This window comes from Novosphingobium sp. GW835-FHT14H07 (assembly GCF_058793515.1).
This window is the reverse complement of sequence record NZ_JBXAFX010000005.1, coordinates 26,860-41,851: the sequence shown is the minus strand read 5'-3', so window position 1 is coordinate 41,851 and position 14,992 is coordinate 26,860. Positions and strand designations below refer to the sequence as shown.

Here is a 14,992-nt window from a genome sequence, read left to right as displayed (position 1 = left end):
CGATCAAGCCTCGCCGACGAGTTCGGGGGTCTTGAACAGGCCCGGGTTGACGTGCGGATGCGGCATCGTCTGCGGACCGCCGACGCCGATGCCCCACTGGTCCATGACCATCGGTGCGGGCACGTGGACCTTGTGCTGGTGCGCTTCGAAGTCCACCTCTTCAAGATCCGATGTGTACTCCGTGACGAAGCCACCCGGGGTCACGAAATAGCTGAAGGTGTTGTTGCCGGCAGTGTGGCGGCCCGGACCCCAGCTGATGTCGATACCCTTGATCTTCAGGCGATGCGCGCCGCGCATCATATCGTCGACCGAGAGCATGTCGTAGGCGACGTGGTTGAGGCAGGCCGGCCCCGGCAGGATGGCGATGCGGTGGTGCGCCGAATTGCAGCGCAGGAAGCACATGAAATCGCCGAGCCAATCCGAGACCTTGAAGCCGAGCACGTCGCAGAAGAACTTCACCGCTTCCTGATGGTTCGGCGAATGCAGCACGATGTGGCTGATCTTGACCGGCACGCCTTCCCAGCGCGCCAGCTCGCGCTTGGCGCCACGGGCAACGTCGCTCGAAACTTCGAACATCAGGCCATCGGGCGAGAAGAAGCGGAAGCCGTAGCCGCCGCCGGGCGAGGTCAGGTCGGCAGGCTCGCTGACGATCTGGCATCCGGCATCGGCAACCTTCGTGCGCAGCGCGTCGACGTCGGCACGGCTGTCAGCCGCAAGTGCAATCACGTCGACGCGGTTCTCGTCCGCGCGGCGCAGCTGCACCACGTGGTGCTCGTCATGCCCCTGCGCCTTGAACCAGGCATGGTTCGGGTCCTCGCCCACCGGCTCGAGGCCCCAGACCTCGGTGTAATAGGTCTTCTCGGCGTCGAATTCCTTCACGCCATACCCGACATAGCGGATTTCGGTAACGCGGCTCATTGGGATCTTCCTTGAAATGCGGGTGAATCAGATCGGCTGCGAGACGACTTCGAACATCTCTGCGGTCGCTTTGTGGTTGTCGACCGCGGGCCCCACGCCCAGCTGGCCGTGGCAGATCGCAAGGCTGCTCTCGACGATGTAGCGGCAGCGCTCGAAGCGGCGGTCGCGATAGGCCTTGAGCGCGGCTTCGACGGTGTCGTGACGCTCCAGTTCCTCGGCGACGACGATGGCGTCCTCGATGGCCATGCCTGCGCCCTGGCCGAGATGCGGCGTGGTGGCGTGGACGGCATCCCCCAGCAGGCCGACGCGGCCCTTGCTCCAGTCGCCACGCACCAGCATGCCTTCGAGCGGGCGGTAGACCACGCCCTCATCGTCGGTGATCTGCTCGCCCAGTTCACGGATTGCAGGCGAGCAATTGGCCAGCTTGGCGCGCATCGCGGCGGCAATGCCTTCCTTCGGATACCACGGATTGCCCGGCTCGGGCGTGGTGACATACATGTACATCACGTCCGCGCTCATCGGCACGAGGCCCACGCCGGTCGGGCCATTGTAGACCTGCAAGGCATCGAGTCCCTCGGGGCGCGGGAAGTTGTAACGCCACACCGCCTGGCCGGTGAATACCGGCTTCTCTGCCTCGGGCAGGATGGCGGCGCGTGTTTGTGAATAGACACCATCGGCGCCGATCACGGCGTCGTAGATGCCCGACGAGCCGTCCGAGAAGGTCACGGCCACCTTCTCGCCATCATCGACAATCTCATCGGCCGTGATGCCGAGGCGAATCTCGGCGCCCAGTTCCTTGGCGCTGTCGCCAAGCACCTTCTGCAAGGCGCGGCGGCCGATGCCGACGTTGGCGGGGCGACCTTCGACCAGGCGGGGGCTCGGCACGCGGGCGACCTTGGTGCCATCGGGCAGGAAGATCTCGACGGCGTCGAAACCGCAGGCCGCATCCATGAACCTGTCGAGCACGCCGAGCTGGTCCATCGCCCTGAGGACGTTCGACTGCTGGATGATGCCTACGCCATAGACCGACCAGTTCGGGTCCTTTTCCACGGCTGTTACGGTGTGCCCTTTGCGAGCCAGCGCGATGGCCGCCGAAAGTCCGCCGATGCCAGCGCCGATGATTAGAATATCCAGATTTTCCATGGCCTCTGACCGGATCCGTCAGTTCGGAATGCCGGCCCCTCTCGTCTGCTTGATTGGGATTGCGCAGGATTTAGAATGCGCGGACCAATACACCAAGCAAGTAATTTTTATGCCATGGCATCTCTGAAATTGATGGTTTGGCATCAAGTCCATTAGCTTGACTTGCGCAAAAGGCGCGTGGATACCGTTTGAGAATAACGGTTCTAGAATGTGGCGGCAATCGGCCACAGGGAGATCAGATGACCAGTTCCGCCAGGCGCCAACCGGGCATTCCGCAAGGCCTCACCATAGTCCTGACCGGCTTCCTGCCCATCGTCGCGATCGTGTCGATGTTCCCGGCGGTGCCCGCGATGATCGCGCATTTCGCGAGCGATCCCACAGCGCCGACCAAGGTGCCGGCCATGGTCTCGGCACCCGGTCTGACCGTCGCGATCCTTGCCCTGTTCGCGGGCCTGCTCGTCGACAAGTTCGGTCGCCGCCGCCTGCTGCTGTGGTCCACGGGACTCTATGGTTTCGTCGGCATGGCACCGATGCTGCTCGACAATCTCGACCACATCTACGCATCGCGCTTGCTGCTGGGTGTCGCAGAAGCGGCGATCCTCACCACGGTAAACACTCTGATCGGAGATTACTGGGACGAAAAGGGGCGCTATCGCTGGCTTTCGATGCAGGGTATCGTCGGCCCGTTCTTCGGCAGCGCCGTCATCTTCACGTCGGGCTATCTCGCTTCGATGAGCTGGAACGCGGTCTTTGCGATCTATGGAGTCGGCTTCCTTTGCTTCTTCGCGATGCTCGCTTTCATTTATGAGCCTGAAAACGACGACACCGCCCGCAAGATGCTGGGCATCGGTGCCGAAGCAAGCACTCCGTTCCCGTGGAAGGGTGTGCTCCTGTTCGGTCTCGTCACCCTGTTCGGCGGCGCACTCTATTATGTCTTCATCATCAATGGCGGCATCGTCTGGCAGGAGCTTGGCGTATCCGATCCCAAGGAAATCGGCCGCCTGACCACGATCCCGAGCATGTTCGTGATCGTCGGCGCGCTGATCTTCTGGACCACCGGGCGCCTCGGTGCGCGCACCCAGTTGACCATTTTCCTCCTGCTGCTCGGCTCAGGACTTGCCGTGATCGGTTCTGCGAGCGACTGGAAGGGCATGGTTGCCGGCATGGCCCTGCAGCAGACCGGCGCTGGCATGGCGGTGCCGACGCTGATCGCCTGGGCGCAAGGCTACCTGCCCTTCGAACACCGCGGGCGCGGCATGGGTGTGTGGACCTCTGCGTTCTTCCTCGGCCAGTTTATTTCGCCCTTGCTGGTCAGCGTTGCCCGCACGTCCAGCGGCTCGATGCAGGGCGCGTTCCTGATCGCGGGTGGCCTTGGCATCGTGATTGCGGTGGTGACGTGGTTCATCGTTACCCCGCGCCAGGCCGAACCGGCGCTGGCCTGATGCGCCGCGTCCTCCTGGCCATCGCGACCGTCGCCCTGCTGGGCAATGGCCCGGCAGCGGCTGACAACCGCCGCATCATCGAGGACTTCGCGCGGCTGTTCTACGTCGAGCGCGACGTGCGCCAGGCCTTCGAGACCTACGTCGCGCCCGACTACATCCAGCATAACCCGGGCGTGCCGGATGGGCGAGAGGCTGCGATCGCGCTGCTGCAGCCGATGTTTTCCGACCGCAACCGCAGCTTCGAGGTCCGCAAGATCCTCGTCGACGGGGACCTTGCCGCGATCCACATCTTCGCAAGGCCCGATCCTGCGGCGCGCGGTGCCGCCGTGGCGGATTTCTACCGCCTCAAGGACGGCAAGATCGTCGAGCACTGGGACGTGATCCAGCCGATCCCGGAAAAGTCGGCCAACGCGCACCCGATGTTCTGAGGGCAATGTTCTGAGTGCGCGCTGGCCGTGGCCGGCTATTGCGCGGCCACAGGCTCCCCTGCTTCGGCGCGGCGCAGTTGCATCATCCGCCGTCGTACCCTGATCGCGCCTGCATCCGATGGCAGGATCACCGGGCGCAGATCCCAGAAGTCCGCATCGCCCATCGCTTCCTGCTGCGCGTGCAGCGTCGGATGGTCTTCCTCAAGAAAGGCCTTCTCGAGCAGAGCATGCGCTTCGGGGGTCGGCTCGTGCGTATAGAAGTAGTGCGTCGACGTTGCCGTCTCGGGCGTCAGGATATGCGGATCGCCCATCAGCGGCACGACCATGTCCTTGCGGTCCGTGCCTGCCCGGGCAAGGCCAATGTACAGGGCCAGGTTCGACGGCGCATTCCAGCGCATGTGCAGCCACTGGTCGGTCTTCGCGCCTTCCGGAAGCATGGGCACAGCCCAGGCCGGCGGATCGGAGTCGGGCATCGTCCAGTTGTTCCAGATGGCCCCATCGTCTTCCTGAATCACCTCGTGCTCGCCGCAGGCCAGAAGGGCACCGTTCGTGCCGAAGCTTTCGCGGTGGATGAATTCGGCGTGGCTCAGATCCATCAGGTTGTCGGTGACCAGTTCGTAGCTCGCGTCCATCTTGATCGTGCCGCGATGCAGTGGCCTGTCGTGGTCGATGAAGCTGTAGTCGGGGATCAGCGCGGGGTCTGCCTTGTCGGCATCGCCCGGCCAGAACCACACCCCGGTGTATTTCTCCACCACCGGCAGCACCTCGACCTTGGCAATGTCGAGCGGTTGGCCGCTGAACGGGTTGTGCGCACAGTTGCCTGCACCGTCGAAGGCGAGGCCATGATAGCCGCAGCGCATCATGTCGCCATCGCGCCCGCCGCGGCTCAGGGGCACGAAGCGGTGGGGGCAGCGATCCGCCATCATCACCATCTCGCCATCCGACTTGCGCCAGATCACCCATGGCCTGTCGAGCAGGCGGCGGGCGAGAAAGCCGCCCTCGGGCACTTCGTGCGACCAACAGGCCATATACCAGCCATTGCGAATGAAGGCGCTCACGGTCATTCTCCCCAGATGTCGAATCAAATACACCAGTTGGTTTCTTTATATCACGGGCAGTCGCGATGAGAAGCCCGGTCAGTCGCAATCCGGAAGTGGTGCGCGCCCGCATCCTCGATGCCGCGCAGGCCGAGTTCATGGCTGAGGGCTTTGCCGGCGCCAGCACGAACCGCATCCTCGAGCGCTTCGGCGGTTCCAAGCCCACCATGTTCCGTCATTTCGAAACCAAGCGCGCGCTGTTCGAAGGGGTCGTCGCGCGGATTGCCGAACGCTGGCGCGATGTGGTGGACATGGCGGACGTCAGTGATGCCGAACCGCAGGGGTGGCTGGAGTGCTTCGCCCTGCGTGCGCTGACGTGGATTCTCACCGACGAAAGCATCTTCGTTGGTCGCATGGCCATTGCCGAGGGCCATCTGTTTCCCGAAGTGGGCGCAACCTACCGCCAGCACGCGGTCACGCCGCTCAACGATCTGCTCGCCGCGCAACTCGCCGCCTGGACCGAGCGTGGCCTGCTGGCCTGTGACGATCCGGAACGCGCAGCGCTCGCCTTCTTCGACCTTACCCTTGCCGGCATGGTCAGCCGCAAGCTCTACCGTGTCGAGGCCAGCTTCGATGACGCATCGCTCGCCGACCACGCGAGCACCTGCGTCCGCATCTTCCTCCATGGCCTGCGCAAGCCCGCCTGAACTGCCGCCCGTTCACTGCGGCCGTTTCACTTCGCACAGTTGCCGACAATCCTCACGATTGTTAGCCTTGCAAACGGAAGAGGAACGACACATGACTGGCACGACAAGCGAATTTCAGGGGAAGACCGCCTTCATCACCGGCGGCGTCAACGGCATCGGCTTCGGCATAGCCCGCGCCTTCGCTATGGCCGGGATGGACCTCGTTCTCACCTACCGCAAGGAGCAGGACCGCGAGGATGCGGCCCGCTGGCTCGCCGACAACAACCTCCCGGCGGCGCGCTACGTCCGGCTCGACGTCACCGACCGCGACCGTTTTGCCGCGATCGCTGCCGAGGTGGGCAAGGTCCACGTCCTCGTCAACAATGCGGGCGTCAGCGTGTTTGGCCCGACCGACGAGGCGACCTATGCCGATTACGACTGGATCATGGGCGTCAACTTCGGCGGGGTCGTCAACGGTCTCGTGTCCTTCCTGCCGGGCATGAAGGCCCATGGCGAGGGCGGGCACGTGGTCAATGTGGCCTCGATGGCGGCCTATCTCTCCGGCCCTCAGGCAGGCATCTACACTGCCAGCAAGTTTGCGGTGCGCGGGCTTACCGAATCCTTGCGCTACAACCTCGCCCCGCATGGCATCGGCGTTTCGCTGATGTGCCCCGGCCTCACCCGCACCAACGCCTGGACCAGTGCGCTGAAGCGGCCCGAAGGCTTTGCCGACTCCGGCTTTGCACCGGCCGACCCGGCCGAGCTCGAACAGTTCGGCACTGCCTTCGAACTCGGCATGGACCCGCTTGAGGTCGGGCAGAAGACCCTGCAGGGCATGATCGAGAACCGCGGCCTGATCCTCACCCACGGCGAATTCGCCGAGGACTTCGAGGAGATCTACCGCACCTCGCTCGAAGCCCTGCCCAAGGAGCCTGTCCCCGAAGGCCGCCTCCATATCGAGCGCCTGCGCCGGGCCGCCAACAAGGCAGCAGCCGAAGGGCAGGCCATCGGCCTTGCAGACCTTACCTGATCACAGAAAAGCGGGGCACGGGCCGCTGTGGCCTGTGCCCCGCCAAGGGTCATGCGTCTCATCCTGCCTGCCGAACGCAGTTCGCAGGAAGAGGTTTCCGCCTGAAGCGAAAATAGGTTGCCCGAAGGCAAGGATCACACTGTTCGGAGAGTGATGGTGCGGTCGAGAAGACTCGAACTTCCACGGGCTTTCGCCCACAACGACCTCAACGTTGCGCGTCTACCAATTCCGCCACGACCGCAAAATCATACGGGGTGTCCGATCCGTGATCGGCGCCCCGTGGTGGGGTAGGAGCGCGCCCCTAGCAAAGGAGTTTGGCCTGCGCAACAAGCTTCGCGCAATTTTTCACGCGCGCCTCGAAACAGCTGCGGGTCAGTCAGGCTTCCAGCCGATTTCCGCGACCTTTGCCGACTTCGGCACGTCGGTGACCGCAGCGTTGATGGTCACGCTTTCGCCTGGCGCAAGTTCGGCCTGCGGCGGCGGCACCGGCCAGGTCTTCACCACCTTGTCGTTCGAATCGCGCAGCACGATCAGGATTTCCGGCAGGGCGCGCACTTCCTTGCCGGTATTGGTGACAGTTCCGCTCAGGCCGAAGTATTCGGTGCCGTTGGGCAGCTGGCGGCGATCCTGCTTTTCCGGCGGGAAAGAGCGCACGAGATCGGCAGGGCCAGCGCCGAATGTCTGGTTCACGCCGGGGATCCACTGCGGCACGCCAAAATACCATGCCGCCCCGCCCAGTGCCGCGATCGTGACCGCGAACGCCACGGCAGCCATCGTCCACAGCTTGGTGGGATTGCGCCGCGGACGGAACGGGGGCTGGTGCTCGAAGGGTGATTGATCGACCGCTTCCTCCACCGGGGCGAACTTGCGCCGCGCCGGGTGGGGCAGTGGCGGAGGCGTCGGCGGCTCGGCCTCGTCCGGGGCAGCACCGGACTGCGAAGCGCGCGCGAATGGCAAATCGGGTTCAGGCTGGGCCGCAGCCGCGTTCGCCGGGGGCGCATCGGGTGTGGGCGGTGCGCTTGCTTGGGGGGCCGCCTCAGGGGCGGCTGCAACAGGTGCGGCCTCCACCGGCGCGGGTTCGAGCGACGCTTCCCCACGCGGGGGCAGCTCAGGCCCATTCTGGAACCACGAATGGCGGCACCGTGCGCAACGCACGGTCCTGCCGTCCACGCCGATCGCGGTGTCGGGAACGACATAGCGCGTCGAGCAGGCTGGGCACGCAATGATCATTCGTCGGGTTAAGCATGGCCGTGCCGTGGGAAACAATAGCCACACCACCCAAGAAACGCATCCCCGGCCTTTTTTCCACATGGATTGCCGCGTATAGCCCTTGGGGCGTAACGATCGGCGCAGAACAAACGGGTACAGTCTCCACCTCATGAGCCAGCCAGACGACGCGGAGATTGTCCATTTCGACAACGTCGGCCTGCGCTACGGCACGGGCAAGGAGGTGCTGACCGATGTCAGCTTCACGTTGTATTCCGGGCGCTTCTACTTCCTCACCGGTGCATCGGGCGCGGGCAAGACGAGCATGCTCAAGCTGCTTTACCTTGCCCAGCGCCCTTCGCGCGGGTTGATCCGCATGTTCGGCACCGATGCCATCACCCTGCCGCGAGAACGCCTGCCCGGTTTCCGTCGCCGCCTCGGCGTCGTGTTCCAGGACTTCCGCCTCGTCCCGCACCTGTCTGCGTTCGACAACGTGGCACTGCCCCTGCGCGTGGCCGGCGTGCCCGAGCGGGATATCGTCAAGCCCGTTTCCGACATGCTCGAATGGGTAGGCCTCGGCGATCGCAGCAATGCCCGCCCCGCTACGCTTTCTGGTGGTGAACAACAGCGCGTCGCCATTGCCCGCGCGGTGATCGGACGCCCCGACATGCTTGTGGCTGACGAGCCGACCGGTAACGTCGATCCCGAGATGGCAGTCAAGCTGCTGCGCCTGTTCGAGGCATTGAACCGCCTCGGCACGACCGTGGTCGTCGCCACCCACGACGTGCACCTTATCCAGAAGGTTCCGGAATCGCTGATCATGCGGCTGGACAAGGGCCGCCTGTCCGATCCCACCGGCGCCCTGCGCTATCCGCCGCGCCGCGCCGCCGTTCCGCCGCGCCCGGACGTGCTCGGCGCATGAGCGTACTTCCCGCCATCACCAGCGCCCTGGGTGGCGACTGGCGCGAACGCACCAGCGCGGAAAGCCGACTGCTGCCTCAGGGCAAGCTCTCCGGCCCGATGCCCTGGGTCATCGCGATCATGATCGGCCTGACTGTCGTTGCCACCGCCAGCGGCCTCGCCTTGCGCAACACGGCCCGGGCGGCGAGGGCCGATGTCGCCGGTGGCGTCACCGTCCAGATCGTCCACGGCGCCCCGCGTGAGCGAGACCGTCAGGCCCGGGCTGCACTCGCTGTCCTGAAGGCGACGCCGGGCATTGCCGAAGCGCGCCTCGTCCCCCAGCAGGAGCTGGACGCGCTGGTGGAGCCTTGGCTCGGCACCAGCGCGGGCGACGATGTCAACGCCCTGCCGGTGCCCGCACTGATCGATGTCCGCCTCGCTGGAAGTGCCGATCCCGCGCGGGTCAAGGCCTTGGGGCAGGCCGTCCGGCGCAAGGCACCGGCGGCTCGGATCGACGCGCAGGCCAGCTGGCTCGCTCCGGTGTTCGAGGCGGTCCATGCGCTGCAATGGCTCGCTGGCGGCCTGATCGCGCTGCTCGCCTTTGCTACCGTCGCCACGGTGCTGCTGGCTTCGCGCAATGCGCTGGGCAACCACCGCAGCACCATCGAGATCGTCCACATGCTCGGCGGCACCGACAGCCAGATCGCTCGCATCTTCCAGCGCTCGATGGCAGTGGACGCAGCCGCGGGCGGCATCGGCGGCCTGTTGCTTGGCGTGGTCGTGACAGGGCTTCTCGGCCGCCAGTTTGCCGCGCTTGGTTCGGGCATGATGGCCGCCGGTGGCCTTGCCTGGAGCGACTGGATCGCAATCTGCTGCATTCCCCTGGCCGGCGTCCTGCTCGCCGTCCTCACCGCGCGCCTGACCGTGCTGAGCGCCTTGAGGCGCATGCTGTGACCAAGCGGGGCATCTTTCGCCGTCTGTTTGCGCTCCTGCTGATCGCGTGGGCGTTGGGTTTTATCTGGTTTGCGGTATTCCTGCCGCGTCCGGTGGTTGAACCGGTCCGCACCGACGGCGTCGTCGCGCTCACCGGCGGGGGAGGGCGCATCCCGCACGCGCTCAAGGTGCTGGAACGCGGTCGCGCCAGCAAGCTGCTTGTCTCGGGCGTGGACCGTGAAGTGCGCCCGCGCGAGTTCGCCGCCGAATACAAGGTGCCCGATCGCCTGATGCTGTGCTGCATCGTGTTGGGCTACGATGCGGTCGACACGCGGTCGAACGCGGTCGAGGTCACGCGCTGGGTAAAGGAGAACAAGCTGCGCTCCGTCCGTCTTGTCACGACGGACTGGCACATGCGCCGCGCCGCGTTCGACCTTTCGGCCGAGGCGCCGACCCATCTCATCATCGTCGAAGATGCCGTTGTGTCGAAGCCCAGCTTCCGCATCCTTTTCATCGAATACAACAAGTACGTTGCGCGCCTCGTCGTCTGGCTCGGAGCGAAAGCGATCGGTTGGTGATCTTGCGCAATCTGCTATCCATTCCCCGCAGCCTGCTATTTTACGCCGCGTTCTATGGCGGCTCGGTGTTCTTCGTGCTGGGCTCCCTGGCGCTGATGGCGCTCTGGCGTGATGGCTTTCGCGCGGTGGTGCGCGGCTGGGGCGGCTGGCACCGGCTCTGCGCGCGCGTCCTGCTCGGCATTCGCGTCGAACTGGAAAACCCGGTGTTCAAGCCCGGCGTGCTCTATGCCATCCGCCACGAAGCCTTTTTCGAGGCGATCGACCTGCCGTGGCTGTTCCGCCTGCCGGTGGTCTTCGCCAAGGCGGAACTGATGAGCATACCCGGTTGGGGGCTCGCCGGCCGGAACTACGGCCTTATCTCGGTCGAGCGCGAGGCAGGCGCGCGCGCCCTGCGTACGATGCTGACCGAGGCTCGCCGCCTGATCGCCGAGGGCCGCCCTCTGATCATCTTCCCTGAAGGCACCCGTGTCCCGCATGGGCAGCGCCGCCCCCTTCAGGCAGGCTTCGCGGGGATCTACAAGCTGCTTGGCCTGCCGGTCATCCCGGTCGCGGTCGACAGCGGTCCGCTGTATCATCGCACGTGGAAGCAGCCGGGTATCATCCGCTATCGCTTTGCCGAGGAAATCCCGCCCGGTCTCAAGCGCGAGGAGATCGAGGCGCGCGTCGAGGCCGCGATCAACGCGCTCAACGCATGAGCGAAACTGCACCGAGCGAGGAGGAGAAGCGCTCGCTGGTCGAAGTGCTTGGCCCCGGCCTGATCACCGGCGCCGCTGATGACGATCCCTCCGGTATCGGCACTTACAGCCAGGTCGGCGCGCAGTTCGGTTATTCGCTGGCCTGGTCGATGATCCTGGCCTTGCCCCTGCTCGTCTCGATCCAGGCGATCTGCGCGCGGATCGGCGCGACGACGGGGCGCGGCATCGCCCACAACCTGCGCCGCCACTACCATCCCGCGCTGCTGCGCACGATGGTTGCGCTGCTGCTTGTCGCCAACGTCATCAACCTCGGCGCGGACCTTGGCGCGATGGGTGCGGTGCTGGCTCTGCTGATACCGGGGCCGGAACACCTGTTCGTGCTGCTGTTCGGCGTCGCGAGCGTGCTGGCGGAAGTTTTCGTCTCCTATGAACGCTACGCCCGCATCCTCAAATGGACGACGCTCTCGCTGTTCTCCTACATCGCCGTGGTGCTGGTCGCCGATGTCGATTGGAGCGCGGCCCTGCGCGGCCTGACCGTGCCCAGCTTCGTGCTTGATCGCGATCACACCATGGCGCTCGTTGCCATCTTCGGCACCACGATCAGCCCTTACCTGTTCTTCTGGCAGGCGGGTCAGGAAGTGGAGGAACGCCACCGTCGCCACGCCAAGCCCCTGTGCATCACCCCGCGTGAGGCTGGCCCCGAACTGCGCCGCATCCGCAACGATACGCTGACCGGCATGGGGTTCTCCAACGTGACTGCGCTGTCCATCGTCATGGCCACCGCCGCGACGCTTCATGCGAGCGGCTTGACCGAGATCCAGTCTGCGCAACAGGCTGCCACGGCCCTGCGCCCCATTGCCGGTGATTTCGCCTTCGCGCTGTTCGCGCTCGGCATCATCGGCACCGGACTGCTCGCCGTGCCGGTCCTGGCCGGATCCGCCGCCTATGCGGTGAGCGAAACCTTCCGCTGGACCGAAGGGCTTGATCGTCGCCCGCGCGAGGCCAAGGCCTTCTACGCCGCCATCGCGCTCGCAACGCTGGGCGGCGTTGCCCTGAATCTCATCGACCTCGACCCGATGCGCGCCCTCTACTGGGCAGCGGTCGTCAATGGCCTGCTCGCCCCGCCACTGATGGTCGTGACGATGATGATCGCCCGCAACCCGCGCATCATGGGCCGCCTCGCCATCTCGCGCCGTCTTGCCGTGGGCGGCTGGCTCTCCACCGTCGCGATGTGGGCCGTGGCGCTGCTATTTCTGCTCGGCTGAGGTTCCACTTATGCGCTTGTCGATTGCTTCAATCCGCAAAACCCAAGTAGCCCGCCTGCTTGTGGCCGTGCCGGCACTCATCGTCTTCGGTCAGGGAGAACTCAAGGCATACACGCCACCGCCCGTCCCGCCGACAGCAGAGCAAATCGAAGCAGTTCGCGCCCTGATAGCCCAACTCGCGCCGTGGGATGCAGATATGAACCCAGAGATGCGCACTGCCGTCGCAAATTGGCTCCGCGAACAACACAGCGATGCCACGCCCAACCAACGGGCGGTCTTTATGCTGAAAGTGGCGGAGCGATACCGCAAGGCGATGCGGTCACCCGACGATGCAACGCTTCAGGAGCTCGCCATTCCTTACCGTTATATCGAAGAACGCTCAGTCCGCAGCCTGATGGCGTTTCTCGACGCGCCGGACGGTTACAGCTTTAGAAATCGCTTCGAAGATTTGCCCATCCGTCACGAGGGAGCGGCACGGAGGGTTTTGCCACAATTGACGGAGATTTTTGCCGAAGCGGTTGAAGGTGCAGCACGGCTTGAGGAGGTCAACAAGAAGAAGCGCTGACCATCAGCCTGCACTCTCCTTCGCCCCATTATGATCGCTGCGCCCGAAGTCGGGCCGCGCATCGTCCTGGCCCATTTCGATGATGCCGCGGCGGATCGCTCGCGTGCGGGTGAAGTGGTCGAACAGCATGTCGCCATCGCCCTTGCGGATCGCCTTCTGCAACTCGGTCAGGTCCTCGGTGAAGCGCTGCAGCATTTCGAGAACCGCGTCCTTGTTCGAAAGGAACACGTCGCGCCACATCGTCGGGTCCGAAGCGGCGATGCGGGTGAAGTCGCGGAAGCCGCCGGCGGAGTACTTGATCACCTCGCTCTGCGTGACCTGCTCGAGGTCAGATGCGGTGCCGACGATGGTATAGGCGATCAGGTGGGGCAGGTGGCTGGTCACGGCCAGCACCTTGTCATGATGTGCGGCGTCCATCGTCTCGACCCGCGCGCCCAGCGCCTCCCAGAACGCCACCAGCCGCGCTGACAGCGCCGGGTCTGCGTCCGCAGGTGGGGTGACGATGCACCAGCGGTTGCGGAACAGCGTGGCAAAGCCCGCGTCCGGCCCGCTGCGCTCGGTCCCAGCCACCGGGTGCGCCGGGATCACGTGATGGCCCGGCAGAGCCTCGGCCAGAGCCGCGGCCACCGTCTCCTTTGACGAGCCAACATCGCTGACGAGCGCGTCCTTTGACAGTCCCGGCGCAATCGCTCGCGCCGCGGCGCCCATCGCGCCCACGGGTACGCAGAAGATCACCAGATCCGAACCTTGCGCCGCCGTCTCGGCGCTTTCGGCAATCCGGTGTGCCAGCCCAAGTTCCGCCGCCTGCGCGCGCACGTCGGCATCGGCATCCCATCCGACAACCGTCGTGCCGGGCAGGAATGCCTTCATCGCATGGCCGATCGACCCGCCGAGCAGACCCAGCCCGACGATCGTGACCTGTCGGAAGGGCGTGTCGCTCACTTCGCGCTCTCGCACATGGCGCGGATGGCATCGGCAATCTCGTCCATCTGCACCCTCGTGCCGATGGTGATGCGCAAGGCCTGCGGCAGGCCTTGGCCCGGCAGCCAGCGCGTGATGTAGCCGTGGTCCATCAGGCCCAGATAGACGTCCTCGGCGCTGACCTTGCCCTCGAACAGGATCAGCACGAAGTTCGCCTTGCTCGGCAGCGGTCGCACGCCATGGTTGCCCAGCGCTTCCAGCTTCTCGACAAAGCGCGCCCGCTCGGCGTTGTTGTGCTCGCGCGAGGCGATGACAAAGGCCTGGTCCTGCACCGCCGCCAGCCCCGCCGCCTGCGCCGTGTTTGAGACATTGAACGGCCCGCGAATACGGTTGAGCATGTCGACGATGTCGGCATGCCCGGTGCCCCAGCCGATGCGCTCGCCGGCAAGGCCGTAGATCTTCGAGAAGGTGTGCGTCACCAGCACGTTCGATGCCCGCGCGGCGAGTTCCAGCGCGCCATCGTCATCCGCCGGATCAAGATACTCGGCATAGGCTCCGTCCAGCACCAGGAGCACATCGCTGCGCAGCCCTGCATGGAGCCGCTCGATCTCGGCGCGCGGCAGCCAGCTGCCGGTGGGATTGTTGGGATTGGCAAGGAACACCACCCGCGTCTTGTCCGTCACGCAGGCGAGCAGTGCATCGACGTCCGTGCCGTAATCGGCATCCGGCGCCACCACCGGCACTGCGCCACAGCGCCGCGCGGCAATGTCGTAGACCGAGAAGCCGTAGCGCACGTAGAGCACCTCATCGCCCGGCCCGGCATAGGCCTGCGCGGCAAGGTTGAGCAGCTCGTCGGAGCCGGTGCCCATCACGATCCGCGCGGGATCGATGCCGTGAACTTCGCCGATGGCCTTGCGCAGTTCCGTGCTGTCCGGATCCGGATAGGTCGCCGGATGGGCAGCCATCCCCCGCGCCTCGAGCGCAGCCGCGCTGGTGCCCAGCGGATTCTCGTTGGCGGAAAGCTTGGTCAGCTTCTGCCCGTCCTTGCCGGTCGACTTGCCGGGGACGTAGGCGTGAATGCCGAGAATCCAGTCTTTCGGCCGAGGAGCGGGAGGAGTCGTTGCGTTTGCCATAACGCCCCGCGCCTTACGGTCTGCCGGGGTTCCGGGCAAGCGAACCGCCGATCGCGAACAAAAAAAGGGCCGGAAGCGGGCTAGCGCTTCCGGCCTTAGTCTGTTCGCAGGA

16 protein-coding genes and 1 tRNA gene are annotated in these 14,992 nt (G+C 65.2%); 10 read left to right on the top strand and 7 right to left on the bottom strand.

Features of this window, described 5'->3' with window-relative positions:
* Positions 1–3 precede the first annotated feature (3 nt).
* Together AC1Q5P_RS06450 and AC1Q5P_RS06445 are read right to left on the bottom strand one after the other, a co-directional pair.
* Positions 4–918, bottom strand: coding sequence for a VOC family protein (locus tag AC1Q5P_RS06450; protein WP_039333635.1), 915 nt, complete (start codon positions 916–918; stop codon positions 4–6).
* 27 nt (positions 919–945) lie between these two features.
* Positions 946–2,061, bottom strand: coding sequence for an FAD-dependent oxidoreductase (locus AC1Q5P_RS06445; RefSeq protein WP_492518503.1), 1,116 nt, complete (start codon positions 2,059–2,061; stop codon positions 946–948).
* A 239-nt stretch (positions 2,062–2,300) separates the two neighbouring features.
* Between AC1Q5P_RS06445 and AC1Q5P_RS06440 the strand changes: the two genes are divergently transcribed.
* A complete protein-coding gene (locus AC1Q5P_RS06440; RefSeq protein WP_039333639.1) occupies positions 2,301–3,503 on the top strand; it encodes an MFS transporter in 1,203 nt (400 codons plus the stop codon).
* Positions 3,503–3,931, top strand: a complete 429-nt coding sequence (locus AC1Q5P_RS06435; protein ID WP_492476971.1) for a nuclear transport factor 2 family protein — start codon at positions 3,503–3,505, stop codon at positions 3,929–3,931. The genes AC1Q5P_RS06440 and AC1Q5P_RS06435 overlap by 1 nt, the downstream gene beginning before the upstream one ends.
* 35 nt (positions 3,932–3,966) lie before the next feature.
* Here the strand turns inward: AC1Q5P_RS06435 and AC1Q5P_RS06430 are convergent, their stop codons facing one another.
* Complete coding sequence (locus tag AC1Q5P_RS06430) at positions 3,967–4,989, bottom strand: Rieske 2Fe-2S domain-containing protein (RefSeq protein ID WP_062345993.1); 1,023 nt, start codon at positions 4,987–4,989, stop codon at positions 3,967–3,969.
* Positions 4,990–5,054: 65 nt separating this feature from the next.
* Between AC1Q5P_RS06430 and AC1Q5P_RS06425 the strand changes: the two genes are divergently transcribed.
* Positions 5,055–5,675 carry a TetR/AcrR family transcriptional regulator gene (locus AC1Q5P_RS06425; RefSeq protein ID WP_039333645.1) on the top strand — a complete coding sequence of 207 codons (621 nt, stop codon included), beginning with the start codon at positions 5,055–5,057 and terminating at the stop codon, positions 5,673–5,675.
* A gap of 91 nt (positions 5,676–5,766) precedes the next feature.
* Positions 5,767–6,684 carry an SDR family oxidoreductase gene (locus AC1Q5P_RS06420; protein WP_492518502.1) on the top strand — a complete coding sequence of 306 codons (918 nt, stop codon included), beginning with the start codon at positions 5,767–5,769 and terminating at the stop codon, positions 6,682–6,684.
* 154 nt (positions 6,685–6,838) lie between these two features.
* Here AC1Q5P_RS06420 and AC1Q5P_RS06415 read toward each other — a convergent pair.
* Both AC1Q5P_RS06415 and AC1Q5P_RS06410 read right to left on the bottom strand, forming a co-directional pair.
* Positions 6,839–6,925, bottom strand: a tRNA-Leu gene (locus AC1Q5P_RS06415).
* Between the two features lie 131 nt (positions 6,926–7,056).
* A complete protein-coding gene (locus tag AC1Q5P_RS06410; protein ID WP_492476970.1) occupies positions 7,057–7,914 on the bottom strand; it encodes an MJ0042-type zinc finger domain-containing protein in 858 nt (285 codons plus the stop codon).
* Positions 7,915–8,062: 148 nt separating this feature from the next.
* Between AC1Q5P_RS06410 and ftsE the strand changes: the two genes are divergently transcribed.
* Genes ftsE through AC1Q5P_RS06380 form a run of 6 tightly spaced genes read left to right on the top strand, consistent with a single transcriptional unit; the run spans position 8,063 to position 12,826 of the window.
* Complete coding sequence (gene ftsE / locus AC1Q5P_RS06405; RefSeq protein ID WP_039333651.1) at positions 8,063–8,812, top strand: cell division ATP-binding protein FtsE; 750 nt, start codon at positions 8,063–8,065, stop codon at positions 8,810–8,812.
* Positions 8,809–9,744 (top strand): cell division protein FtsX, encoded by a 936-nt coding sequence (locus tag AC1Q5P_RS06400; protein WP_039333653.1) that lies wholly within the window; start codon positions 8,809–8,811, stop codon positions 9,742–9,744. Before ftsE ends, AC1Q5P_RS06400 begins: the two co-directional genes overlap by 4 nt.
* A complete protein-coding gene (locus AC1Q5P_RS06395) occupies positions 9,741–10,301 on the top strand; it encodes a YdcF family protein (RefSeq protein ID WP_369821036.1) in 561 nt (186 codons plus the stop codon). Before AC1Q5P_RS06400 ends, AC1Q5P_RS06395 begins: the two co-directional genes overlap by 4 nt.
* Positions 10,298–10,996, top strand: coding sequence for a lysophospholipid acyltransferase family protein (locus AC1Q5P_RS06390; protein WP_370584325.1), 699 nt, complete (start codon positions 10,298–10,300; stop codon positions 10,994–10,996). The genes AC1Q5P_RS06395 and AC1Q5P_RS06390 overlap by 4 nt, the downstream gene beginning before the upstream one ends.
* Positions 10,993–12,261 (top strand): NRAMP family divalent metal transporter, encoded by a 1,269-nt coding sequence (locus AC1Q5P_RS06385; RefSeq protein ID WP_492518501.1) that lies wholly within the window; start codon positions 10,993–10,995, stop codon positions 12,259–12,261. The genes AC1Q5P_RS06390 and AC1Q5P_RS06385 overlap by 4 nt, the downstream gene beginning before the upstream one ends.
* Before the next feature lie 10 nt (positions 12,262–12,271).
* Positions 12,272–12,826 (top strand): hypothetical protein, encoded by a 555-nt coding sequence (locus tag AC1Q5P_RS06380; protein ID WP_062345960.1) that lies wholly within the window; start codon positions 12,272–12,274, stop codon positions 12,824–12,826.
* 3 nt (positions 12,827–12,829) lie between these two features.
* On the opposite strand, the gene AC1Q5P_RS06375 is transcribed toward AC1Q5P_RS06380, so the two are convergent.
* A complete protein-coding gene (locus tag AC1Q5P_RS06375; protein ID WP_492518500.1) occupies positions 12,830–13,768 on the bottom strand; it encodes a prephenate/arogenate dehydrogenase family protein in 939 nt (312 codons plus the stop codon).
* On the bottom strand, positions 13,765–14,880 hold the full coding sequence (gene hisC / locus AC1Q5P_RS06370) for a histidinol-phosphate transaminase (RefSeq protein WP_039333661.1): 1,116 nt from the start codon (positions 14,878–14,880) through the stop codon (positions 13,765–13,767). Before hisC ends, AC1Q5P_RS06375 begins: the two co-directional genes overlap by 4 nt.
* Positions 14,881–14,992: the final 112 nt, after the last annotated feature.

Bases quoted from the DNA above. Each gene is read 5' to 3' on its own strand.
- AC1Q5P_RS06435 (WP_492476971.1), top strand. From the start codon at position 3,503: ATGCGCCGCGTCCTCCTGGCCATCGCGACCGTCGCCCTGCTGGGCAAT.
- AC1Q5P_RS06440 (WP_039333639.1), top strand. From the start codon at position 2,301: ATGACCAGTTCCGCCAGGCGCCAACCGGGCATTCCGCAAGGCCTCACC.
- AC1Q5P_RS06410 (WP_492476970.1), bottom strand. From the start codon at position 7,914: ATGATCATTGCGTGCCCAGCCTGCTCGACGCGCTATGTCGTTCCCGAC.
- AC1Q5P_RS06445 (WP_492518503.1), bottom strand. From the start codon at position 2,061: ATGGAAAATCTGGATATTCTAATCATCGGCGCTGGCATCGGCGGACTT.
- AC1Q5P_RS06420 (WP_492518502.1), top strand. From the start codon at position 5,767: ATGACTGGCACGACAAGCGAATTTCAGGGGAAGACCGCCTTCATCACC.
- AC1Q5P_RS06385 (WP_492518501.1), top strand. From the start codon at position 10,993: ATGAGCGAAACTGCACCGAGCGAGGAGGAGAAGCGCTCGCTGGTCGAA.
- AC1Q5P_RS06400 (WP_039333653.1), top strand. From the start codon at position 8,809: ATGAGCGTACTTCCCGCCATCACCAGCGCCCTGGGTGGCGACTGGCGC.
- ftsE (WP_039333651.1), top strand. From the start codon at position 8,063: ATGAGCCAGCCAGACGACGCGGAGATTGTCCATTTCGACAACGTCGGC.
- AC1Q5P_RS06450 (WP_039333635.1), bottom strand. From the start codon at position 918: ATGAGCCGCGTTACCGAAATCCGCTATGTCGGGTATGGCGTGAAGGAA.
- AC1Q5P_RS06425 (WP_039333645.1), top strand. From the start codon at position 5,055: ATGAGAAGCCCGGTCAGTCGCAATCCGGAAGTGGTGCGCGCCCGCATC.
- hisC (WP_039333661.1), bottom strand. From the start codon at position 14,880: ATGGCAAACGCAACGACTCCTCCCGCTCCTCGGCCGAAAGACTGGATT.
- AC1Q5P_RS06380 (WP_062345960.1), top strand. From the start codon at position 12,272: ATGCGCTTGTCGATTGCTTCAATCCGCAAAACCCAAGTAGCCCGCCTG.